We start from the raw sequence: 22,750 nt of genomic DNA on the forward strand, positions 1-22,750 counted from the left end.
GTCATGATTCTGATCACTGGAGCCAACGGCGTTGTCGGACGTCAGGTGCTGGACCTGCTGCTGCAGGAGGGCACGGCCGTCACCGCGGTCACCCGCGGCACCGGCGAGGCCCGGCCTCCCGATGGCGTGAGAGCGGTCAGCGGTGACTTGTTTCATCCCCAGTGGCTTGAGGCGGCGCTGGAAGGGGTGGAAGCGATACAGATCAGCCCGCGTGCCACCGGCCCCGGCCTCGGCGAGCTGCTGAAGCTGGCCGTCAAGCAAGGCGTACGGCGTGCGGTGCTGCTGTCGGCCACCACCGTGGAACATCCAGCGGGGGAAGCCCGCTTCGCCGCCCAGTTCAAGCTCGCCGAGGACCTCGTCACAAGCTCCGGCCTGGACTGGACGGTCCTGCGCCTGGCCGACTTCGCCGCCAACGCACTGGCCTGGGCGCCTCAGATCAAGGCCGGTGACGTGGTGCGCGGCGCGTACGGCCAGGCCGCCACCTCTCCGATCCACGAAACCGACATCGCGGCGGTGGCCGTACGCGCCCTCCAGAGCAGCGCTCACGCGGGGTCGATCCACACGCTGACCGGGCCGCAGTCACTGGACCAGTTCGAGAAGGTGCGGCTCATCGGCGCCGCCATCGGCCGGACGCTGTCCTTCCAGGAGCTCCCGCCCGAGCAGGTACGGCAGGGCATGCTCGCGCAAGGGCTGCCCGAGGAGGTTCCCGCCCGCCTGCTCGGCTCCCTGGCCGACTACGCCAACCGCCCTGGCCCCACCACCAGCACCGTGGAAGAACTGCTGGGTCGGCCCGCACTCACCTTCGCCGACTGGGCACTCGACAACGCACCCGCCTTCGGCGGTTGATCATCGCTGCCCTGACGCGCGCACAAGGCCCGGTCCTCCCGACAGGCAGAGGCGTATTTCATGAGATGACCGTGGATCAGGTCGGCCAGAAAGGTGAAGGTGCCGGTGGACAGTCGCGGCACCCGACGTGATCGACGAGCCGGGCGTCTGGGATACGCTGCTGCACGTCCTGCGGAGGCGTCCTCGAACGAGAGGGCAAGGAGATGAGCCGCGGTACACGAGTCGGCGGGAGGGATACCGTGCCTGGGTCAGCGGATGAGACGGGCGCGTTCGGCTACCGGCCGCTGCTGTTCTCCATCGCGTACGGAATGACCGGATCCGTGGGCGACGCCGAGGACATCGTGCAGGACGCGTTCCTCGGCCTGACCCGGGCGCGGCAGGCGGGAACCACGATCGCCGATCCGAAGGCGTACCTGGCGACGGCGGTGACGCGGCTGGGCATCGACTACCTGCGTTCGGCGCGGGTGCGGCGGGAGACGTACGTGGGGGACTGGCTGCCCGAGCCGGTCGTCGTCCCCGCCGATGGGCCGGGGCCGGCCGAGCACGCCGAGCTGGCCGACTCGCTGTCGATGGCGTTCCTCGTGCTGCTTGAATCCCTTTCGCCGGTGGAGCGGGCGGTGTTCATGCTGCGTGAGGTGTTCGGGTATGGCTACCCGGACGTGGCGCGGATCATCGGCAAGACCGAGGCGAACTGCCGCCAGATCTTCGCGCGCGCCAGGCAGCGCATCGCCGCCGGGGGGCAGGTGCGCGACAGCGCGCCGCCACCGGCGCGGCGGGCTGCGGGCGAGGAGCTCGCCCGCCGGTTCTTCGAGGCCGCCGCGGGCGGCGACATGGAGGCGCTGCTCGGCATGCTCGCGCCCGACGTGGTCTTCCACGGTGACGGCGGCGGCAAGGCGCAGTCGCTCGGGAAGCCGGCGACCGAGCCGAGGCGCGTCGCACAGCTGCTCGTCGCGGGGCTCCGCCGGGTCCGGATGCTCGGCGTCTCCCTCCGGCCGGCCTGGGTCAACGGCCGGCCGGGCGCTGTGATGTACGACGCCGAAGGGCGCGTGGCCAGCGTGGTCGAACTCGACATCGCCGACGGCGTGATCCAGGCCATCCACTCGGTGGTCAATCCCGACAAGCTCGGCCACCTCGGACCGGTATCTGATGTAGCGCGACTGCCGGAGAGATGATCCACCCATACCGCACCACCCCGGCGATGGCCGGGTTCTGGTTGACCAGCTTGCTCACCGCCTGCTCGGCCTCTGCATCGGCAGATCGCCGTAGAGCGAGGTACGCGGTTCGTCGATGAGTGGGAACAGGCCGCCTGCGACGCCGAGCGCGTGCAACTCGGCCTCGAGCTTCGCCCAACTGCCCGGCTGGTGCCAGGCGCCCTGGACGAGCATCGGCCACGGCCCCCGTCAGCGGTCCGCTGTGGCTGTGAGGGCATAGTCCCAGAGACGGTCCGCGGCGGCCGGGTCCACTGACCAGGCTGCGACTCCCGTGGTCGCGTCCGGCCCGCCCGCCACCTGCTCGGCCTCCTGGTTGTCCGAGGAGAAGAACCGGCCGGTCACGCCGTCCAGCAGCGGGGACGCGGCGAGCAGCACCGAGTTGGCGGCGCCCTGCTCCGGGGTCTTGAAGTAGTCCGGGGTCAGCAGGTTCCCCTCGTCGTCCATCGCGCCCGCTGCTCGCATGGTGTCGTCGTCGAGGTGCCGCTGCAGGTGGGTGTGGATGTAGCCGGGCTCGAGCGCGTTCGCGGTGATGCCATCGGCCGTCCAGCGCCGGGCGGCGCCGACCGCGAGCAACGCGTCGGCGGTCTTCGACTGCGCGTACGCGATCCACGGGTCGTACGGGCGGCGCTCGAAGTGCGGGTCGTCGAAGTCGAACGGCGCGAGCAGTTGAGCGCCGGAGCTCACCATGACCACCCGCGCGTCACCGGCCTGCCGCAGGTTCTCCCGCAGGCCGGTGATCAGTGCGAAGTGTCCGAGAAAGTTCGTCGCCAGCTGCAGCTCCCAGCCGTTGGCGGCGACCTGGCGGGTGGGCAGCGCCATGATCCCGGCGTTCGCCACGATCGCGTGCACCGGCCCGATCCAGCCGGCCACGAACGCGCGCACCGAGCCGAGATCGCTCAGGTCCAAGGCTCGCTGGTCGCCTGTGGGGTTGCGGGTCGCGACGGTGACCTCGGCCCCCGCGCCCCGCAGCGCCCGGACGGCCTCCAAGCCGATCCCGGAGGCTCCGCCGGTGACGATGATCCGCCGCCCGGCGAGGTCAACACCGGCGAGGATCTCGGCGGCCGTGGTCTTCGCGTTGAACGGGGTGCTCATGCGTGTCATGACCGCAACGGTAAGAACCAGGGGGTTGGACTTGGAATGGTTCAGGATCCAACATAGTTGAGTGAGCGTCCAGCAAGCCGATCCCCTCGAAGACGTCCTCGCCCTCGTCGGCACGACCAGCCGCCTGTCCGTCAGGCTGGTGGCCGGCGGCGAGTGGGCGCTGTCGTTCGGGCCGCCGCCGGCGGTCAAGTTCGTCGCGGTGCGCCGTGGCCGCTGCCTGCTCACCGTCGACGGCGTGCCGGACCCGATCGAACTGGCCGAGGGAGACTGCTTCCTGCTCACCCAGCCGCGCGCCTTCACCCTGGCCAGCGGTCGGGGGGTGCGTCCTGGCCCGGCCGGGCCGATCTTCGCGGCGGCCACTGACGGCGTGGCCCGGGTGGGGACCGGCGAGGACCTGATCTCCATCGGCGGCCGGTTCGACTTCGGCGAGCGGGCCCAGGAACTGTTGCTCGACGCGCTGCCGCCGGTGATCCACGTGCCCGGCCGCAGTGCCGAGGCCGCGACCGTACGCTGGGCGCTCGAGCAGATCGACGCCGAGCTGCGCGACCGACCGCTCGCCGCGACACTGGTCACCGAGCATCTCGCCCTGGTCATGCTGATCCACCTGCTGCGCGTGCACCTGGCCGGGCCTGGTGCGGCATCCGGCTGGATGGCCGGGCTCACCGACCCGGTCGTGGCCCCGGCGCTGCGGGCCATGCACGCCCGACCGGCCCACGCCTGGACGGTGGCCCAGCTGGCCGAGGTCGCGGCCGTGTCCCGGTCGACGCTCGCCGCCCGCTTCAAGAAGGCCGTCGGACAGAGCCCGCTCGACTACCTGACCGGCTGGCGGATCGAACTGGCCGCCGAGCGCCTGGGCCGCGGCGATCAGACGGTGGCGATGATCGCCCGTGAGGTCGGTTACGGCTCGGAGAGCGCGCTGAGCAACGCGTTCAAGCGGGTCACCGGCGCGTCACCGCGCGAGTACCGGCGCCGGACCAGCCCGGGCGGTGGGGGAAGCCCGGCGACCTGGCCGCGAGGAAGGCTCGGCGGCTAGATGCCTAGCAGGCCCATGGGGCCCGCCTGGAATCGAACCAGGAGAAGGAAGCTGCCGAATGGCCTCACGACCAGAGCGCGAGGAAAGCGGGAGGACTAGCAGTTTCTTTTGCAGAGAAGTGGAGAAGGAAGCCCTCCCATAGCCTCGCGATCTTCACTCTATCAGGCGGGGATCAGCTCGTGCAGCGTCGCCGGCGTGTACACCCGCGCGCCCTCCGGCAGGTCGGCCGGCGCCTGCAAGCCGATGTAGGTGGTGTGCTCACCCGCCGAGCCCTTGCCCCGCAGCAGGTCGGCCAGGTACCGGACCCGCAGGTAGTCGCGTTCGACGATCGAGCGCACCAGGAGGGAGGCCGTGACGCGATTGCCTTCCACCTGGTTGAAGCCGGGGTGCCCCTTCAGGTAGAGGTGCAGCCACTTCACCTGCCAGGCGCCGTCGTCGCCGCGCAGGAAGACGAGCGGCAGGGCGACGCGGCCCGCGCCGCGCAGGTCGGACTTCATCCGCACCGTGCGAGGCTCGAAGGGCATGCCCTCCTGCTCGGCCTCCCTGATCATGTACCCGAAGAACGCCTCCGCCGCCTCGTCGAACGCCTCGCCGGCGTAGATGTTGACCTGCGGGATGATGATCGGTCGGGTCGCCTGGGCGAGGCGGATGTTGATGAACTCGCTCGCGCCCTCGGCGGCGTCGGTGAGGTCGCCGGAGTATTCGGCGAAGTCGTTGCCGTAGTTCGTCCACGAGACGTGCTCGGCATTGCCGTACGAGGCGTCCAGCATCAGGGCCGACAGGTCGTAGTCGGTCCTCCGCTCTGCCTGGCGCCAGTGGACGAAGAACCGCAGCAGCTCCCCGTCCACCCGCGACAGCGAGCCGCGCGGCAGCATGCCGAGCCCGGGCGCGACGGCCTTGCCGGACAGCGGCAGGGCGACGTCGAGCACCTCCGGATCGACGATCAGCTCGCCGGGGTCGGGCAGGCGCCGGGTGATCTCCTCATCCAGGATGGCCACCGCGCGCGCCACGACGTCCTCCTCCAGTCGCGAGCGGGCGTCGGCCGTCGTCCAAGCCCGGCCGCGCCGGTTGACGAAGACGCGCCCGGGGGCGACGGCGAGCCGGTTCTGCAGATGCTCGCGCAACGACAGCAGGACCCGGCCGGAGGCGCTGTCCGCGGCCTTCTCGGCGGCGTCGAGCACGATGCCGGGGTCGGTGCCGGTACGCAGCAGATGGTCGAGACGGCGCAGCAGCGCGCCGGGCGCCTTCTCCAGCAGCTCCACCGCGTCGCCGGCGCGGCCGGCCGACAGGGCCTCCTCGACGCGGCTGTCGAAACTGCGCGCCTGGCGTACGCCTCGCGCGACCTCGAAGACGTGGGCGGCCCGCGGGAAGCGCGGGTACTCGTGCGGGTGCAGCCGTTCGCCGAGCCGCTTCCACTGTTCCCGATGGCGGGGCACGTCGCCGAGCTTCGCCGGGGAGGCGGCCGCGTCCAGGGCCTGCAGCAGGGCCCGGCGTTCGCCCCGTCGGAACGAGCGGAACCTGGTGGGGGTGACCAGCGTGACGTCGCCGCCGGAGCAGCCGCAGGCGAGCCGGAGCACGTCGGTCACCGCGTCCACGAGCAGCGGCCGACCGGCGGCCAGGCGCACTTCGTTGATGACGGCGCGGTTCTCGCGCACCGGGATGCGTTCCGGCTCGTCGCCGCAGAAGGCGGCCAGCGTACGCAGCGCCGCCAGGTCCTCGGCGGCCAGCGGCGCCTGCGAGCCCGCCAGCGACAGATAGAGCTCGCGCGCCTCCGACTCCAGGCTTGCGCCCAGGTCCAGCACGGTCACCCGGTCGCCGGCCAGCGGCATGAGCTCGGCGTGCGCGGCCAGCAGGTCGGCGTAGGTGTGCTGGTAACGGCCGTAGCCAGGCAGCGCGAGCAGGTTGAGCGTCGCAGGCTGGACGCGCGTGGCGGCGACCGGGTCGAGGAGCGCCTCACGCAACAAGCCCACCCAGAACTCCACGGTGTCGGGCACGTTGCGGGGGAAGTCGAGGAAGTAGGCGTTGTGCTGCACATGATCACCGACCAGGTGGCGGACAGCGGCCAGCACCCGCATGCCGAGATCGACCACGGTCTCGCCGGGCAGCTTCGCCAGGCGCTCAAGCAGGGCCGCCGAGCACTTGAAACCTACGCTTAGCAGCGCGGCGTCGAGCTGGCGGGCGGCCACCTCTCCCCATCCCGGGTGGGAACCGGTGGGGGCGTCGCCGATTGGGACACGCAGCCGCCGGGCGATGACGAGGCTTTCAAGATTGTCCACGTCCGCACCTTATAGTCGGAGCTTCCTGGTATGCCGCCGCATTTCCGGCGTGCGGCGACCGCCTACCGGCATGAGCGTCGCCGACCACCGGGGACGCCTTCGGGGTGAAGCGGCTGTGCCGAGTGCTGACGGTGTCTCGATCCGGCTTCTACCGGCCGTGCTACTGACGGTGCGCGGGTGCTGCCCGACTTCGATCGGTGGGGGCAGCATCTGATGACCGCGCGTGCGCGAGGCCGCGCTGCTGGCCGTCGATCATGCCGGTGTTCGGCACGGGTCGGAGAAACTGAGCCTTGGCAGAACACGCGGCAGGTCACGCACATGCGGCCTCTCTGCGGCGGCGCCGACGTCCCCCGCCACAGTTGCCGGCCGATACGGCGGTTCGGTTCCGACGATTCTCGAGCGTTGATGCCGGGACCGGTCCCGGTACGGCCCGGGTTTGATATCCGTATGCCTGGCTCGCAGTCAGTTCCCCGTTCCCGCCCGCTTGCTCGCGTTCTGCTGTCCGCCGCTGTAACCGCTGTGCTCGCGTCATGCTCAACGAACGAGTCAGTCCCCGACGACACCGCCGCGTCGACCTCGGCGTCGCCCAAGCCCTCCGCCACTCCCACTGTCTCCACCAGCACTCCCACGACCCCTACTGCTTCGCCCACGCCATCGCTGCCCGTGCCGGCGGACGGTAAGAATCCGCGGTCGTGCGCGGACGGAACCTGCGAGATCCGAGTGACCCGCGGGGTCACGGTGCCGCTACCGGCCCGATTCGGTCTCGGCCCGGTCGAAGTAACGGCGATCAACGGCAAGACGGTCAGGATGGTTGCACCGTTGACCCAGTCCAAGTTCTCCAGCGACGGTGGATGTTCTGCCACCATCACCGGACCGGCGGCGAACGCCGCACCCTACGTGGACCTGACCTGTCACACGGGCGAGAAGGCAGTCTTCAACAAAATGAAGCTGGAGGTTGTCGGCATCGCCAAGAAGGCCGCCGTCATCCGTATCCGGCCCAAGAAGTGACCGTCCTCAGGCAGCGGTGCCGCTCGATGGCGAAAGGCTCGTGGGCCGCGTCCTCCCGTAGAACCGACTGCGTCCGTCACGGCGTCGGTGGCCGCGCGGGGAGGGGCAAGGGCGAGGCCGGCTGGTGATGCGGGTCGGCGAGCTCGTGGGCGGAGCGGACCAGCCAGATCACCATCAGGGCACCCGCAGCGCCTGCAGTCGCCGTTGCGGCGCCGTGGAGGTTCCCCACGCTTTCGAGCACCGAGCCCACAAGTCCCAGAACCAACGGCGCCACCAGGGCGGCGATGCCGTACCGGACAGTGGCCCGCTGCCAGCGGCGGTCCCACCGCTGTGCCCGAAGGACCAGCACCGTCCAGATCAGGGCCGCCAGGCCACAGATCAGCGAGAACAATTCGGGCACGGACCAGCCGAGGACGTCGAGCGCGTCGATGGCGGCGGCACCTCCGTACCCCAGCACACCCACCACGCGCGCTTGACCGGCGTGCTCCAGGTTGCGTCCCAGCACCGGCTGGAACAGCAGCACGACCACACACATCACCACGGCATCGAGCGCCTCCGCCCACCAGGGCCAGGACGGCAGGAGGAGGTAGAGCAGCCAGGAGATCGCCGCGGCGTACAGCGCGACCCGCAGCCGCCGCGTGTCCCGGTCCATTTCGGGCGGCGGACCAGCCAGCGGGCCGCGCAGGCTCTGCCACAGCGCCCAGGCCCACGCGATGCCTGCCAGGAGCACGACGAGCACGTTCGGCCACGTCGCCGCGACGCCTTCGTCCGCCTCCGTGAAAGCGCCAACCGCCACAACACGCCAAGGTCGCCGGCGGCCAGCGCGATCGCGGCGCCGATCGTCAGCGCGGCAACGTAGACGCCCACGGCAAGCAGGGCGAGGATACCTAAACGGTGACGACGGAGCACGCGGCACTTCCTGGGGGGCGAAGGGGAGGGGGAGAGAACAGCATGAATCGGCGGAATGCGCCAGCGGGCGGTGGTCAACGCCGACGGTGCTGCACCACGCCGGTCGCCGGCGCGGCGAACACCACCAACGTCGCGGTGCCGCTGACCATCGGCACCAGCTGGACCTGACCGCCGCGATGAACGAGCCGGAACATGACGGCGCTGTACGGCACCGCGCCCGCCGCTTCGGCACCCGATTCCGGAGCCTTTGCCCGTCCCGTTCATGGTGCTCACCGTGTCACATGCCGCATGCTAGAGACGGGAGTTTGCCCGTGATCTGGGAAGGGGGCCTTCCGTGAGGATCGGGTCCGTGAAGCGGCCTGGACGTGTTGCTGTCATCGGAGTTGGCATCCTCGGAGCCAGCGTGGGCTGGAACCTGTCCCGGCACGGCGCCAAGGTGATCTTCATCGACGCAGGCCAGCCCGGCGAAGGCGTCACCAACTGGTCTTTCTCGTGGGTCAATGCCAGCAACAAGACCGCGCGTAAGTCCTACTTCGATCTGAACGTCGCGGGCATGGCGGCGTACCGTGAGCTTGCCGGGACCATCGGGCCAGATTCATGGTGGTATCCCAGCGGCCACCTGCGCTGGACAGACGATCCCGCAGCTGAGGCGCAGCTCCTGAAAACAGCCGGACTGCTGGCTGGCTGGGACTACCGGGTCGAGGTGTGCACGGGGGCCGAGGCGCGCCGCCGCCTCGAACCCGCTCTCACGATGCCCGGCGAGGTTTCAGTCGTGTTCTACCCCGACGAGGCCTGGGTGCACGGACGTCATCTCGTCGGCCGCCTGGTCGGCCAGGCCGTTGCAGCCGGCGCCGAGCACCGGTTCGGCGCCGCGGTCTGTGGCATCGGCACCGGTGCCGACGGGAGCATCCGGACAGTTGCTCTTTCCGATGGGAGCTGTCTCGACGTCGACATCGTCGTGAACGCAGCAGGCCCCAGCGCCTCCCATGTCGCCGAGCTCATCGCACGGCACTTGCCGATGCGCCGGGAACCCGGCGTCGTCACCCGGATCAGCTGTGCTCAGGTCCCGGTTCACCGGGCCATGCACGCGCCTCACATCGAGATCCGTCCTGACGGAGACGCTTCGGTGGTCCTCCACAGCCGGGAGATCGACGCACTCATAGACACAGGCGAAGATCCAGCGGAACTCGCGCGACTGCTCCACGAATCGGCGCGGCACGTCGTTCCCGAGTTCGGCAACTCCCGCATCGTACAGACCCGGGTAGCCGAGCGGCCCATCCCAGCCGACGGATTCCCCTCCGTGGGAGCGGTGCCGTCTGTGCCCGGCTACTACGAGGCCGTCTCCCACAGCGGCATCACGCTCGGGCCGGTAATCGGCCGGCTGCTTGCTTCGGAGATCCTCAGCGGGGAGAGAGACGAGATGCTCGCGGACTTCCGCCCGGAGCGGTTCCCCCCGTGACAGCCCAGGCAAGCGCCACCAAAGCCGCCAGGCGCCGGGGGAGTCGGTGGTGTGTTGCTGCTGCAGGGCATGCCGTACCAGCGGCGTGGGGCTCTGGACGGCGTCCTCACCTGCAGAGAGCCGAGGAGCCGGAGGCGAGATCGATCAGGTGGCGCCGCTCGCCGTGATCGTGCTCAGGCTCGGGTCGAGCCGGCCGCGTTCTAGCCCGGACGGCGTGGTCATGTGTCGCCGACCTTCGTTGGCCGCATCTGCCCTGTCCAGATCGACGAAACGACACCTCGGAACGGACGTTGACGCTCCCCTCACATTCCGCGCAGCTGCGTCGTCGTACTGGTGGGACCAGCACCTCGGTAGGAAACCGGTATGGGCGTCGGCCAGGTTGTCCGACCCGGCCCGCAGGAGGTCGGTCAGGTGGTTGGTCGCAGGCGTTGCGGGCTGGATGAGCAACGGCATCTCGGCGCGGCCTTTGAGGCAGCCGGCGACCAGCACCATCAGCAGGTGTTCGAGCTGTTCGGCCAGCAGTTGGGCGAAGACGACCTCGGCGTGGTCGTCGTCGCGCCACACCCACACGCTTACGGTCCCGGCTTGCACCTCAGCTGGCGGGCAGAAGCAGCACATGACCGCTGGTGAGAACTCGCCGATGGCCGGCTCCAAGCCGCCCAGATGAGGGCGCGGCACAGGAAGGACTGCGATGCACGACCGCCCCGAGGTGCACCAGCCGGCAACCGAGCGGGCGTTCGCCGAGCACCGCAGTCTGCTGCACGCTGTGGCCTACCGGGTGCTCGGCAGCGTCACCGAAGCCGAAGACGTGGTGCAGGACACGTGGTTGCGCTGGAGCCGCGTCGATGTGGCGACCGTTGCGGACGCCGAAGGTTATCTGGTCCGGGTGGCCACCCGGCTGGCGATCGACCGGCTGCGCAGCGCGCGTGTGCGGCGGGAGTCCTATGTGGGATCGTGGCTGCCCGAGCCGATTCTGACTGATCCGGATGCCGCGCAGAACGTGCTGCTCAAGGAGTCGGTGTCGACCGCGATGCTGCTGGTGCTCGAGACGCTCTCCCCGGTGGAACGCGCGGTGTTCGTGCTCAGCGAGGTCTTCGGGTACGGCCACCACGAGATAGCGCACTTCGTCGGGCGCAAACATGCGACGGTGCGCCAGATAGCGCTCCGCGCCAGGAAGGCGGTGGAGACGCGGCACCGCCGCTATGACACCGATCAAGCGACCAGGCAGCAGGCCACCGAGCGGTTTCTGGCGGCTTGTCTCGGCGGCGACCTGAAGGCCCTGATGGAGGTTTTGGCGCCGGATGTGACCATGGTGAGCGACGGTGGCGGACTCACCGGCGCCCCTCGCACGGCCATCCACGGCCGCGAGCGTGTGGCCCGCGCCATCGTCATCCTGTCGGCACACCGGCCGCACGGCTCGCGGGCGCAGGTATTCCAGGTCAACGACGGCCCGGGAATCATCATCCACTCGGGGCGCACACCGGTGCTGGCGGCCACCTTCCACCTGGTGAAGGGGACGATCGAGGTGATCCATGTGGTCAGCAATCCGGAGAAGCTGACCGGCGTCGTGCTGTAACACAGATCACACGGTGACCCGTCACTCCTTGGGCAGCCGTCTCGTCCGTGAGGCGATCAACCAGCCGATCGTTCTCATGGAAAGGGAAACCTCGATGTTCGCCGTCTATCTCACGATCACGCTCCTCGCTGCGGCGCTCAACGGCATGGCAGCCATCGCCAACCTCGTCGGCCACGACTACCCCAAGAGGCAGGCGGACAAGTTGGGCGTGCCCCGGTCCTGGATGCGCCCGCTGGGGGTGTTGCTGGCCGCCGGGGCGCTGGGGTTGCTGGCCGGGATCGCCGTACCGCTCCTGGGCACGCTCGCCGCCGGCGGCCTCGTGCTGTACTTCCTCGGCGCGTTCGCAGCACACCTGCGGGCCAGGGACCACCACTTCGCCCCCTGGACCCTCTTCTTCTGCGCGGCGGTGGCCGCCCTGGCCGTCAACCTGACGAGCCGCTGAGCCTGCCGAGCGGCGGTATGCCTCGACGGCGTCGGCGTAGATCGCCCAGGAGGGGTGCAGACCCCCAAGAGCACGGCGAATCGCCCGCCGTGCCCGCCCTGGCTGCGCAATCCTGTGCTTGAGCCGATCTTGCGAAGGATGTGCGGATGGCTGAGGAGATGCACCCGGCGTGGGACGTCAGGCTCGCTTACTGCACACCCACCTCAGGATCCCGGCAGGTGGCGCCTGGCACCACCGCCCCGAGCTCCAGCTCGAGCAGCAAGCGGTGCGTCGGGTTCTCCAGAGCGATGCCGAACAGCTCCTGCGCGCGCCTGATCCGCTTGCGGACGGTGTTCTCGTGCAGCGTCAACTCCGCGCCGGCGGCTCGGACGTCTCCGAAATTCCGGAGATAGGACAGGAGTGTCGCCCGGTAGGCGGTGCCGTGCGTGAAATCGTGCGCGATGATGATGCGGCCGAAGCCCGTCCGCAGCATCGGATCGCTCCGTACGGCGTGGAACAGCCGTTGCTGGACGATCTCGGCGTGCAGGTCCCGCGCCGCGTAGCTGCCCGGCCGGGCGCCCGCGTCTCGCAGGTGGCTGATGGCGCGGTCGAGGTCGTCGCGCGCCTGGCGCAGCCCGTCGGGGTCCTCGACGGGCTCGCTGCGGACGATCAGCAGGTTCGTGTGCAGCAGCCGGGTCGCCCGCTGATAAAAGTGAGCGGCCAGGGTGGAGACGGTGACTGAGCCGCGTGGCGCGGCCTCGAGCAGCACGTACATCCGGTCCTTCACCATGCTGATGGTCGGCTCGTGGCCGAGGGAGCGGGCGTCGAGTTCGAGCAGGCCGACGGCGCGCAGCAGGCTCGCACGGTGATCGGGCCGGTGGTCGGGGTCCACGGTCTCGGCGAGGCAGAGCAGGCTTCCCGGCAGAGGCAGTGCGCGGTCGGCGTGACCCGGATGCTGGAGAGCCGTCTGAAGGGCGGCGTTGCGGCTCTCCTGGTCGGCGTCCAGGTGCCGGCGGATGGTGAGCAGGTGCAGCGCGGCGAGCTTGGCCGCGGCGGCGAGCACGGCTTCGCAGTCGGTGATCGCGTCGTCGTCCGGGAAGACCGCCCACAGCGAGCCGAGGGCCGTGTCACCGGCACGGATCACGACGGCGAGCCGCGGGTGGTAGCCGTCGCGGCGGATGAGCTGCACCGAGTCGCTGCGCCAGAGCTCGTCGGTCAGGTGGTGGGGCAGCGCGTGACTGGGGACCTGCCGCGAGAGGATGCCCACCCGCCGGGTCTCGTCGATCGGCTGGTCAGGCAGGTTGGAGTAGGCGACGATCGTCTGGTTGGTGTCCATGATCGCCACGGCGCCGCCGCAGATCGCGGCGACCGAGTTGGCCAACGAGAACAGGTCGCCACCGCCGAGACCGGAGGCGGGCTCGCCGGTGGTCGGCTGGGTGGCCAGCAGCGTGGAGACCAGACCGTAGAGGCGGCTCCACGGGATGTCCGGATTGACCGCCACGACCGTGGCTCCCGCCGCGCGCGCCTGCTCCATGACCTCGGCGGGCAGGCCGTTCGCGCACTTGACCGCCAGCGCTCCGGTCGTCTCGGCCGCGAGCCGGAGCGCCTGGCCGACGGCCTTCGCCGAGGAGAGATCCAGCCCGAGCGCGAGGAGCAGGCACTGCGGCGCGACCGGTTCGAGCGCGCTGCCGTCGAGGAGTTCGACGCCGCCCACCGCGACGTTCGCATCGCCGGCCGCGAGCTGAACGAGGTCCGGACGCAGCGCGTCAAGCAGGGTCCCCAGCGTCATGGTGGCCATGGTCACGCCCTCAGGTAGGTGTGCGATCCGACACCAGGAGCGCGGGATCCGGGTCGGGCCCGACATTGTGTCACATGCGGCTTTCCCGCACTGTTGTCCCACTCGGTTTTGTCCCTCCGACGCCCCACTAGGAGGATCGCCATGACCCCTCGCCCTGCCGTACCGGCCGCCGCGATGACCCGGCGTCAGTTCGGCCGGTTCGCCGCCCTCGGCCTCGCGACGGGCGCGGGCTTGACCGCGTCCGTCGCTCCGGCCACCGCACAAACCGCTGCCGACTACTACGAGCAAGCCCATGAGCTGGCCGGCGACGACCCAGTTCTGCTGGCCTTGATCGCGGCGTTGACCAAGGGATTCTCGCCCCCGCGGCCCTCCGCCCCGGCACCGATGAAGATCTTCGACGATCTCGCCGTGCTCAGCGTGGGCCCGGTCTCCTGCCTGGCGATCCTGACCAGTGGCGGGATCGTCCTGATCGACGCGCTCAACACGTCCGCGGAGGCCGAGAGCGCCATCGTCGGCGGCCTGTCCGCGCTGGGAGCCGACCCGGCGACCATCAAGTACGTCGTCGTCACCCATGGCCACCGCGACCACTATGGCGGCGCGCGATATCTGGCCGACCGCTACGGAGCCCGGGTGCTCATGGCGCCCGCGGACTGGAACCTCCTGGCCAACGCGCCCGACGCGCCTGCCCGTGACCTGGACATCAGTAACGGCCAGCGGCTCAGGCTCGGCGACACCGCGATCCAGCTGTATTACACGCCCGGCCACACCCCCGGCACGGTCTCGCCGATCTTCCCGGTCACGTGGCAGGGCACGCGCCACATGGCCATGTCGTGGGGAGGCACCAACCCGCCTGCGGCGCTTGCCTCCCTGCGCACCTACCTGGCCTCTGTCCTGTCCTTCCGCACCCGGATGCAACGCGCCGGCGTGGACGTCGAGGTGTCCACTCACCCGTTCGTCGACCACGGCCTGGAACGCATGCAGCAGCTTCGCACCCAGCCTGGCGGCGCGAACCCGTTCGTGCTCGGCCAGGCGGGCATGGACACCTACATGTCCGTCATGGAGAGCATGCTGCGCGGCCGGGTGGCCGACGCGGCGGGTACGACCGGAGCCCCGGCGGGGGATTCGTGCTGCTGAGTTCCCGATCGGATCGCGGCGATGTCGCCGAGCTGGTCATGGACGTCGGCGCTGAGAACGTGCTCACGTCGGCCACCGACCTGATCCGTTACTCCGCCGATGCGAGCCCCTACCACCAGGTACCCCGGGTCGTGGTGCTGGCCCGCTCCGGCGACGACGTCGCCGCCGTCTTCCGGTTCGCCTCCAGGAACGGGCGGCGCGTCGCCCTGCGCGCCGCCGGGACCAGTCTCAACGGCCAGGCGCAGGGAGACGACATCCTGCTCGATGTCCGCCGTCACTTCGACCGGACGACGGTCGAGGAGGAAGGCGAGATCCTGCGGAGCGCGCCCGGGGTGGTGCTGAGCCGGGCGAACACCCGCCTCGCCCGTTACGAAGGAACGGAGTCCAACGTGACAGATGAACCACGCGCCATGACGCGCGACGACCGCAAGGTCCTCGCCAGCACCCTGGCCGGCACCACCATCGAGTGGTACGACTTCTTCATCTACGCCCAAGCCGCCGGCCTGGTGTTCGGCCCGCTCTTCCTGGCCCCGGTGGACGAGCAGGCCCCCGGTCTGGCCACGCTCATCTCGCTGGCCACGATCGGCATCAGCTTCCTGTTCCGGCCGCTCGGCGCGATCATCGCCGGCCGGTACGGCGACCGGCTGGGCCGCAAGCGCATGCTCGTGCTGACCCTGCTCCTCATGGGCGCGGCCACCACCCTCATCGGCCTGCTGCCCACCTACGGGTCGATCGGCGTGGCGGCACCCATCGCCCTCATCCTCCTGCGCATCCTGCAGGGCTTCTCCGCGGGCGGCGAATGGGGCGGCGCCGCCCTGCTGTCGGTGGAGCACGCGCCTCGCGACCGCCGCGGATGGTGGGGCGCCTTCCCCCAGATCGGCGTGCCGATCGGCCTCATCCTGGCGACCGGCGTCCTGTGGATCATGAGCACGGTCACCACGCCGGAGCAGTTCAAGGCGTGGGGCTGGCGGGTGCCGTTCCTGCTCTCCCTGACCCTGATCATCATCGGCTACCTCGTACGGCGGGCCGTCGAGGAGAGCCCCGTGTTCAAGGAACTGCAGCAGCGCACCAAGACCTCCTCCGCGCCGCTACGCGACCTGTTCCGCGGCAACAGCAAGAACGTGCTGCTCACCGCGCTGATCTTCGTGGCCAACAACGCGGCGGGCTACCTCCTCATCGCCTACTTCATCAGCTACGGCACCACCAAACTGGGCCTGTCCAGGCCGTCCGTCCTGCTCGCCACCGTCGCCGGGTCGGTGGGCTGGCTGGTCTTCACCCTGTACGGCGGGGTGCTGTCCGACCGGATCGGCCGGGTCCGCACCTTCCAGATCGGCTACGCGCTTGTGTTCGTGTGGATGATCCCGCTCTTCCTGCTGATGGAGACCCGCAACATCTGGCTCTTCGCGGCGGCGATCATCGTCCTGGCCATCGGCCTGGGCCTGTCCTACGGGCCCATGTCGGCCATGTACGCCGAGATGTTCCCCGTCTCAGTCCGCTACTCCGGCGTGGCCATCGGCTACGCGCTCGGCGCCATCCTGGGCGGCGCCTTCGCCCCCACGATCGCCCAGGCACTGGTGCAGAGCACGGGATCCGCCCTGTCCGTCGGCGCCTACATCATGGTGCTCTGCGTGATCTCCCTGGCCGCCGTCACGGCGGTCAAGGAACCCAAGGGCGCCGATCTGGGGCTGACCCAGCAGCCGATCGCCTGACGACGCCCGGTTGGCGGCGGCTCCGCGTTTCCGGAGCCGCGCTTCCGGCCGAGAGCGGAGACGATCACTGGATGTGGTTCCGGCGGGAGCGTTCGCTGCGATGATCACCTCATCCTCGTCCTCGAGGAAGGTGCGCTCATCGCTCCGCTGATCTTGGTGCCGTTGGCGGTCAGAGCCTGCCGAGGGCTTTGGCCAGCGCGGTCGCGGTGGAGGCGATCACCTTGTCGTCATGCGGGGTGTCGTCGGTGGTGCGGTTGGTGAACACCGACAGGATCATCGGCGCGTCAGACCCGGGCGACCAGACGATCGCCAGGTCGTTGGCGGTGCCGTAGTTGCTCGCGCCGCCGGTGCCGGTCTTGTCGCCGACCGTCCAGTCCTTGGGGAGTCCCGCCCGGATCCGGTTGGCGCCGGTGAGGCTGGCCTTCAGCCAGCCGACCAGCCGCGCTCGGTCGCGGTTGTGGAGGGTCTTACCGGTGGTGAGCTTGGCGAACGTCTGCGCGGCCGCCGCGGGGGTGGTGGTGTCGCGCTCTTCGCCGGGCTTCCACTCGGTCAGGCCGGGCTCCGGTCGGTCCAGGCGACTCGTCCGATCACCGGTGGCGCGGAAGAACTCGGTCAGCCCGCGCGGACCGCCGATCTGCTTCAGCAGCGTGTTGCCCGCGAAGCCGTCGGATTTGGTGATCCCGGCGCGGCACAGCTGTGCAGGTGTCATGCCTGTGTCGGTGTATTCGGTGGTCTCTGGGGAGTTCGTGGTCAGCCCGGCCATCTCTTCAGGCTTCCAGCGAACCACCTTGTCCATCAGCCCAGGGTCGCTGGTGCGTGCCTTGTGCAGTACTGCCGCGCAGGCGAACACCTTGAACATGGAGTTGAAAGGAAAACGCTCGTCGGCCCGGTAGCCGACCGTTTTACCGGTTCCCAGGTCGATGCCCACTGCGCCGATACGCCCCTGGTAGGACTTCTCCAGTTCCTGCAGCGTCTTGTTCAGGTCGGAGTCGGAGGGTGCGGTGGTCACCGTCCGGGCGGCGACGCTGGAGGCACTCGTCTCGCCGGTGACGGCAACCGCCGCATCGGCGGGGCTGCCCAGCAGCGCGGAAGCGGTCAATGTCGCGATCCCTAGCCGGGGGAGTAGCTGTGTCATGCCGAAGAGGAGATCAGAAGCCAGCCAGGAATGTCCAATATTGATATTGATCATCCCGTCATATCGATATAGATATCGACAGGTGTCTCAAGCGCAGATGACGCCCGCAGGTCGGAGACCCCTCACCTCGCAAGATCCATCTCACCGCTGATGGCTGTCCGCGGTCCCGACGCCCTACCGGCTGCCCCCGTCACTGCGGGCAAATCATCGCTTTACCCGCCAAATGTCCTATGGATGATCAAGAATGGCGTGCCATGGGATGGATCGGGATCGCGACGGGCCACGAGCTCACCGTCGAGGAGACGCGGCGGCCGGCGCTCGCCTGCCGGACGGCCGCGGGCCGCGTGCTGCCCAAGGTGCCCGCCAACGTCAGGAAGGATCCGGCCGCGGTACGGCTCGCCGCCCTCTGCGACCGGCTCGGCGAGCACGCACGGGCGGTGCACGACCGGGTCGAGTCCTGGATGGTGCGGTCGCTGCCCGTCCCGGCCGCGGTGTTCGCGGCCGTGTGGGACGACCCGGTGTGGCGCGAGACGCTCACCGACCTGGTCATCGCCCCGATCGTCGACGGCGCGCCCGACCTCGGCCGCTGCGCGCTCCTGCGCGAGGACGCGTGGACGGGCGCGGACGCCTTCGCGATCCCGCACCCGCTGCTGCTCGGCGACGAGCTGCCCGTCTGGCGGGGGCGGAACCTCACGCAGGTTGTCGAGCAGGTACGCCGTGAGGTGTGGACGCGTCCCGCGAGCATGGACCGTACGTTCGGCGTGGTCGACACCTTCGGATACCTGGACGCCCGGTACGAGAGCGGCGCCGCGTTCGAGCGCCGCGTGCACGAGCTGGGCGGGCGCATCAAGGGGGACAGGGCGCGGTTCACCGTGCACGCGCCCGAGCCGCTCGGCATCGAGATCGACCTGGACTGGAGCGGGCCGATGAGCCCGGCCTACATGGCGTGGCTGAGCTTCACCGCGGGCGGCCGGGAGATCGGCGACCTCGCCTGGTCCGAGGGCGTCCGCATTCTCATGGCTCTGTACGCGGACCGCACCGTGGACGAGACGGAGCCGGCGGTGGAGGCAGCCGAGGCGTACTCCCACTACTGCGACGACCACCAAGGCGAGCCCGGCACCGTGGCGCCCTCCGGCATCCCCGGCCCGACGCGCGACGTGCTGCTGCGCGCCGGGGCGGTGCTGCCGGGCACGCCCGCCGGCTCCGACGAGGACACGTGCGTCGCCGTCCGCTACGAGCACTCCGTCCTGGACGAGCCGGTCGTCGAACTCGTCCGGCGCGCGGCCGTCGACGGCGACAAGGCCGAGAAGTCGCTGTACGACCTGGACCCGGTGGCGGAGACCGGCGTCGGCACCGTGCACGCGGGCCCGCTCGGCTTCCTCGCGTCCGCCCTGCACGGGTACCCGGCGCACCGCGCCCGCATCCTGGCCGCGCACAACGACCTGCGGGCCGCCCGCGGCCTGGCCGCACGCAAGCCCGGCCTCGCGCGCACCGCGCTCACCCGTACCGGCGACGACCTGGAGACGCACGCGCCCGAGCTGCTGCCGCCGTTCTACGAGGAGTGCGCGCGGATCCTGGCCGCCGCGGGCAGCGACCGCTTCGCCGCCGCCTTCTTCGAGAAGGCCCGCGCCGCCGAGGACGCGCACTCGCTGCCGGTCGACGAGGCCGCGCTCGTCGCGGCGCACCTCGCCGCGGGACCGGACGCCGCCGGAACGGCCACGCTCAAGAAGCACGGCAAGCGGCTTGCCGCCCGCCATCCCGCCCCCGGCGCGTACCGCTGGCACCGCAGCCTGCTCACCGAGTGGTGCGAGGAAGTCCCGGACGGCGCGGACGGCGCGCTGGCCCTGGCCGAGGGCTGGGCGGCGCTGGCGAAGGCCGCCGGGCACGCGCTCGGCGGGCCCGAGGACGAACGCGCCGTACGGGCCCTGCTGGAGAGCGGCTGCATGGAGTCGGCACCGCAGGCCCTCTGGAAGTTCGTCCTGCCGTTGCTCGGCCCGATGGCACGGGCGGACGCGGGCATCGGCCGCGCGCTCCTCGGCGTCCTGCCGCTGCCCGCCAAGGACACCCCCAAGGCGAAGAGCGCGGCAGTGTCGCTCCTCCTCGGCAACCTCGCGGGCGCGGGCCTGACCGCCCCGTTCACCACGTCCCCCGGGCTGGCGGGGGCGGCGGCGAAGGACTGGCTCGGCCGCTTCCTGAAGCTGTACGCGGGGCTCGCACTCCCCGTCACCGGTCTCGGCGACCTCCTGCACGACGCCGGTACGCGGCTGCGCGCCGAGGGCCTCGCCTGCGACGACCATGAGGCGGTACTGGGAGTGGACGAGGACGAGGTCAACCGCTGGGAGGAGACCGCCGCCGACCTCCCGCTCCTCGACTTCCTCCTGGACCGCGGCGTCCCGCTCGCGCGGCCCAGGCTGCTGCACACGTTCAAGCTGTACGACCGGCTCGCCTCCGGAATGGGCACCGACCTGGCCGCCGTTGCCGCCGACCCGGACTGGGCTCCGCTGCTGCGCGACGCGATCGTGGGCAACGTGACCAACCAGCTCAACGTCACCGAGCCCGCCGTCCCGAAGCAGACCGCCCCCGAGACCGTACGAGCCCTGACCGCGACACCGGGAACGGCGCAGATTGTCGCCGCCATCCTGGCCGAGCATGCCGAGCGGGTCCCGAATCAAGGGCTTCCTGACGCGCACGCCGCCCTGTGCGACGCCGAACGGTTCACCATCGCCGGAGTCCCCGGCCCCCTCCTGGACAGCGTCAGGACGATCGCGACCGGGACGGACCCGGCCCGCGCCCTCGCCGCCACGCTGAGCGGCGGCGTCCTCGACGAACTGGAGTTGCCCGCCTTCGTCCCCGGCCACGTCAACACCATCACCGACTACCTGGAAGAGAGCGGCACCGACCTGCTCCTGATCCAGTCCGGCCGGCTCTGGGAGCACAAGTTCCGCGCCTCCGTCGTCACACCGGATGGAGTCGGCCCGTCCCACGGCTTCGGCACCTACGAACACGTCTCCAGCCGGTCCCACGAACGGACCGAGGCGCGCGACCTCTACGACCGCTGCCTGATCGCCGTGAACGGCCGGGTGACCGTACTGGACCACGGCGGCCCGCACTGCCCGCACGGCAGCGCGCACCCCGCCGCCCGCCGCGTCGTACCGGCCGACGGCGAACGGGTCTCCTTCCCCGGTGGCGCCGAGGCCACCGTGTGGCGCGGCCAGGGCCGGATCATCGAGCTGCGGGACCCGGCCGGGCGGACCATCGGCCGCTACGTCCGCGGCTGGGGCAGGGTGCCCGAGCACGACGGTGCCGAGAACATCAGCACGGTCGCGCACCACCGCTACGCGTCCGGGACCCGCCTGGTCGCGCCTCCCGGCTGGTGGTCGGCGATGCGGCCGCGCGACCCCGAAGGATCCAGGGCGCTGCGCGCCGTCGACGAGAACAAGGCGCAGGCCCTGATCGACGTCGCGGATGCCGCGCTCGCCGCCGACATCATGCGGGTGCTGGACCCCGAGAGCGGGTACCGGGAGAAGGACGCCGCCCGCGACGAGCTGGCGGGACGGCTCCGCCCCCTCCTGCCGGAGATCACCGACGAGTCGCTCTGGAAGGGCGTCACGTTCCTGGTGTGGACGGCCGTCGAATGCCGCGAGCGCGCGTTCGCCCTGCTGGAACGCCTTGCGCTGACCCCGCCGCCCCACCTGCGCCCGGCGCCTGCCTTCGCGGCACCTGCCGTCCAGTCCGAGAAGTCCCCCGAGCCGGACGATCCGGGGCCTGAGTCCGCGTACGAGAGGATCGTCCACTTCGCCCGTGCCGCCGTCGATGTGCCGTACGACAAGAAGATCGCGATATTCAACGCCCCCGCCGTCAAGGGGGTCGAGAACACGCTGGGCCGCCTCGGCGCCGCCGTCCTGGAGGCCGCGTGGGGCGACGGCGGCGGGCGCGCGCAACTTCTGGAACTGGCCGCCGTCCCCGAACTCCTCCGCACCGACGGCACCTGGCACGTCGCCCGGCTGCGCCCGGAATACGACCTCGGGCAGATCCACTCGGGCCGCGGCCCCATCATGGCCGCCGCCGTCGCCGACTACGAGCAGGTGGGGCACGGGTACGCGGTCACGGCGCTCCTCTACACCCCGGACGGCCCCGACCCGCTCCTGTTCACCCGCAACCGCGCCGTCGAGCTGCGGACCTGCCGCGGCTGGGGCGACCAGGACCGGCTCCGGCGGGCGCTCGACCTGATCGCCGAGAACGGCCCGCCGCCCGTGGACCGGGAGGCGACCGTACGGGCGTTCGCCGCGGCCACCGGCCTGTCACCGGCCCAGTGCCTGATCCTGCTGTCCACCTCGGCGCGCACGCTCTCCTGGCCGGACGGCTGGGCGCGGGGCCGCGTCGCCGCCTTCCACAAGGGCGACGCCGCCCGCGCCCGCGAACTCGGCCTGACCGGGATCGAACTGCGCATCGCCGCGCTCTCCCTGGAGGCGCTCACCACCACCGACGAGGCCGTCGAAGTCGTCGAGCTGCTCATGCCCGACGACCCCGCCGACCTCTGGCGTACGGGCCCCGACCTGGACCGGGCGGTCGCGTACTGGACGGAACGCCACCCGAGGCTCACCCCGCTCACCACCCAGCAGTGGGTCACCCTCGCCTCCGGCGCCGAGGATGCCCTGGAGGCGCTGATCGCCCTGCTCGGCGAGCGTCCGTCCGTACCGCCGCTGGGTCACATCGCCCGCGCAGTGAGGCTCCTCGCCGACCGCCTGCCCAAGGACCACCCCGCCCGTACGACCGCCGCCGCCCGCCTGCATGACCTGCACGAACACGTCACCAGCCCGGACACGACCCTGCCCATCGCCGCCGGGGTCACCTCGGTCACCGCCCTGGAACGAGCCGCCGGAGCGACCGCGGTCCACCTCCCGGAGAGCAGGCTCGCCATCGGCGAAGCCCTCACCCTGGAGCCCGCCGGAGACGGCTACCGCGTCCACCTCCGCCCGTCCCGCTGGCCCGACCTGGACGCACTGGCCCCGGCCCTCCGCCGCGACGGCGCCACCGATGTCGCCCTGGTCATGGAGGACCTGCGCTTCCTTCGTTCGTCCGTCTGCGCTGTGGGGGGTAATGACAGGGACCCTCTCCAGCCCTGATCGGTCGT

17 protein-coding genes and 1 pseudogene are annotated in these 22,750 nt (G+C 70.7%); 11 read left to right on the top strand and 7 right to left on the bottom strand.

What is annotated here, in order from left to right; all coding sequences use genetic code 11:
- The first annotated feature begins 3 nt into the window (after positions 1–3).
- Both ACIBVN_RS36525 and sigJ (ACIBVN_RS36530) read left to right on the top strand, forming a co-directional pair.
- Entirely contained in the window at positions 4–846 is an 843-nt protein-coding gene (locus ACIBVN_RS36525; protein ID WP_397144422.1) for an NAD(P)H-binding protein, read from the top strand.
- A 239-nt stretch (positions 847–1,085) separates the two neighbouring features.
- A complete protein-coding gene (sigJ, locus tag ACIBVN_RS36530; protein ID WP_397144424.1) occupies positions 1,086–2,018 on the top strand; it encodes an RNA polymerase sigma factor SigJ in 933 nt (310 codons plus the stop codon).
- Positions 2,019–2,072: 54 nt separating this feature from the next.
- On the opposite strand, the gene ACIBVN_RS36535 is transcribed toward sigJ (ACIBVN_RS36530), so the two are convergent.
- Positions 2,073–2,231 (bottom strand): hypothetical protein, encoded by a 159-nt coding sequence (locus ACIBVN_RS36535; RefSeq protein WP_397144426.1) that lies wholly within the window; start codon positions 2,229–2,231, stop codon positions 2,073–2,075.
- A gap of 15 nt (positions 2,232–2,246) precedes the next feature.
- Positions 2,247–3,158, bottom strand: a complete 912-nt coding sequence (locus tag ACIBVN_RS36540) for an SDR family NAD(P)-dependent oxidoreductase (protein ID WP_397144428.1) — start codon at positions 3,156–3,158, stop codon at positions 2,247–2,249.
- A 61-nt stretch (positions 3,159–3,219) separates the two neighbouring features.
- Here ACIBVN_RS36540 and ACIBVN_RS36545 point away from each other — a divergent pair, with 61 nt between their 5' ends.
- A complete protein-coding gene (locus ACIBVN_RS36545) occupies positions 3,220–4,191 on the top strand; it encodes a cupin domain-containing protein (protein WP_397144430.1) in 972 nt (323 codons plus the stop codon).
- Positions 4,192–4,352: 161 nt separating this feature from the next.
- Here the strand turns inward: ACIBVN_RS36545 and ACIBVN_RS36550 are convergent, their stop codons facing one another.
- Positions 4,353–6,467, bottom strand: coding sequence for a hypothetical protein (locus ACIBVN_RS36550; protein ID WP_397144432.1), 2,115 nt, complete (start codon positions 6,465–6,467; stop codon positions 4,353–4,355).
- Positions 6,468–7,187: 720 nt separating this feature from the next.
- Between ACIBVN_RS36550 and ACIBVN_RS36555 the strand changes: the two genes are divergently transcribed.
- Positions 7,188–7,475: a hypothetical protein gene (locus tag ACIBVN_RS36555; protein ID WP_397144434.1), complete on the top strand. Its 288-nt coding sequence runs from the start codon at positions 7,188–7,190 to the stop codon at positions 7,473–7,475.
- Between the two features lie 76 nt (positions 7,476–7,551).
- On the opposite strand, the gene ACIBVN_RS36560 is transcribed toward ACIBVN_RS36555, so the two are convergent.
- Positions 7,552–8,271 carry a hypothetical protein gene (locus ACIBVN_RS36560; RefSeq protein ID WP_397144436.1) on the bottom strand — a complete coding sequence of 240 codons (720 nt, stop codon included), beginning with the start codon at positions 8,269–8,271 and terminating at the stop codon, positions 7,552–7,554.
- Between the two features lie 462 nt (positions 8,272–8,733).
- On the opposite strand from ACIBVN_RS36560, the gene ACIBVN_RS36565 reads away from it, so the two are divergent.
- A complete protein-coding gene (locus ACIBVN_RS36565) occupies positions 8,734–9,843 on the top strand; it encodes an NAD(P)/FAD-dependent oxidoreductase (protein ID WP_397144438.1) in 1,110 nt (369 codons plus the stop codon).
- Between the two features lie 144 nt (positions 9,844–9,987).
- On the opposite strand, the gene ACIBVN_RS36570 is transcribed toward ACIBVN_RS36565, so the two are convergent.
- Positions 9,988–10,407: a hypothetical protein gene (locus tag ACIBVN_RS36570; RefSeq protein ID WP_397144440.1), complete on the bottom strand. Its 420-nt coding sequence runs from the start codon at positions 10,405–10,407 to the stop codon at positions 9,988–9,990.
- Between the two features lie 127 nt (positions 10,408–10,534).
- Between ACIBVN_RS36570 and sigJ (ACIBVN_RS36575) the strand changes: the two genes are divergently transcribed.
- Both sigJ (ACIBVN_RS36575) and ACIBVN_RS36580 read left to right on the top strand, forming a co-directional pair.
- Positions 10,535–11,419 carry an RNA polymerase sigma factor SigJ gene (sigJ, locus tag ACIBVN_RS36575; protein ID WP_397144442.1) on the top strand — a complete coding sequence of 295 codons (885 nt, stop codon included), beginning with the start codon at positions 10,535–10,537 and terminating at the stop codon, positions 11,417–11,419.
- 76 nt (positions 11,420–11,495) lie between these two features.
- Complete coding sequence (locus ACIBVN_RS36580) at positions 11,496–11,861, top strand: DoxX family protein (RefSeq protein WP_397144444.1); 366 nt, start codon at positions 11,496–11,498, stop codon at positions 11,859–11,861.
- A gap of 187 nt (positions 11,862–12,048) precedes the next feature.
- Here ACIBVN_RS36580 and ACIBVN_RS36585 read toward each other — a convergent pair whose 3' ends face one another.
- Positions 12,049–13,629, bottom strand: a complete 1,581-nt coding sequence (locus tag ACIBVN_RS36585; RefSeq protein ID WP_397144446.1) for a PucR family transcriptional regulator — start codon at positions 13,627–13,629, stop codon at positions 12,049–12,051.
- A 150-nt stretch (positions 13,630–13,779) separates the two neighbouring features.
- On the opposite strand from ACIBVN_RS36585, the gene ACIBVN_RS36590 reads away from it, so the two are divergent.
- The 3 genes and pseudogenes from ACIBVN_RS36590 (at position 13,780) to ACIBVN_RS36600 (ending at position 16,481) form a co-directional block, all read left to right on the top strand.
- Positions 13,780–14,772 (top strand): MBL fold metallo-hydrolase, encoded by a 993-nt coding sequence (locus tag ACIBVN_RS36590; RefSeq protein WP_397144448.1) that lies wholly within the window; start codon positions 13,780–13,782, stop codon positions 14,770–14,772.
- A 38-nt stretch (positions 14,773–14,810) separates the two neighbouring features.
- A pseudogene (locus ACIBVN_RS36595) lies at positions 14,811–15,140 on the top strand (FAD-binding oxidoreductase); the annotation flags it as partial.
- A 42-nt stretch (positions 15,141–15,182) separates the two neighbouring features.
- Positions 15,183–16,481, top strand: coding sequence for an MFS transporter (locus ACIBVN_RS36600; RefSeq protein ID WP_397144554.1), 1,299 nt, complete (start codon positions 15,183–15,185; stop codon positions 16,479–16,481).
- Positions 16,482–16,650: 169 nt separating this feature from the next.
- On the opposite strand, the gene bla is transcribed toward ACIBVN_RS36600, so the two are convergent.
- Positions 16,651–17,616 carry a class A beta-lactamase gene (gene bla, locus ACIBVN_RS36605; protein ID WP_397144450.1) on the bottom strand — a complete coding sequence of 322 codons (966 nt, stop codon included), beginning with the start codon at positions 17,614–17,616 and terminating at the stop codon, positions 16,651–16,653.
- Positions 17,617–17,870: 254 nt separating this feature from the next.
- On the opposite strand from bla, the gene ACIBVN_RS36610 reads away from it, so the two are divergent.
- Positions 17,871–22,742, top strand: a complete 4,872-nt coding sequence (locus ACIBVN_RS36610; RefSeq protein ID WP_397144452.1) for a DUF4132 domain-containing protein — start codon at positions 17,871–17,873, stop codon at positions 22,740–22,742.
- The last annotated feature ends 8 nt before the right edge of the window (positions 22,743–22,750 follow it).

This window comes from Nonomuraea sp. NPDC049400 (assembly GCF_044466425.1).
GTDB lineage: Bacteria > Actinomycetota > Actinomycetes > Streptosporangiales > Streptosporangiaceae > Nonomuraea.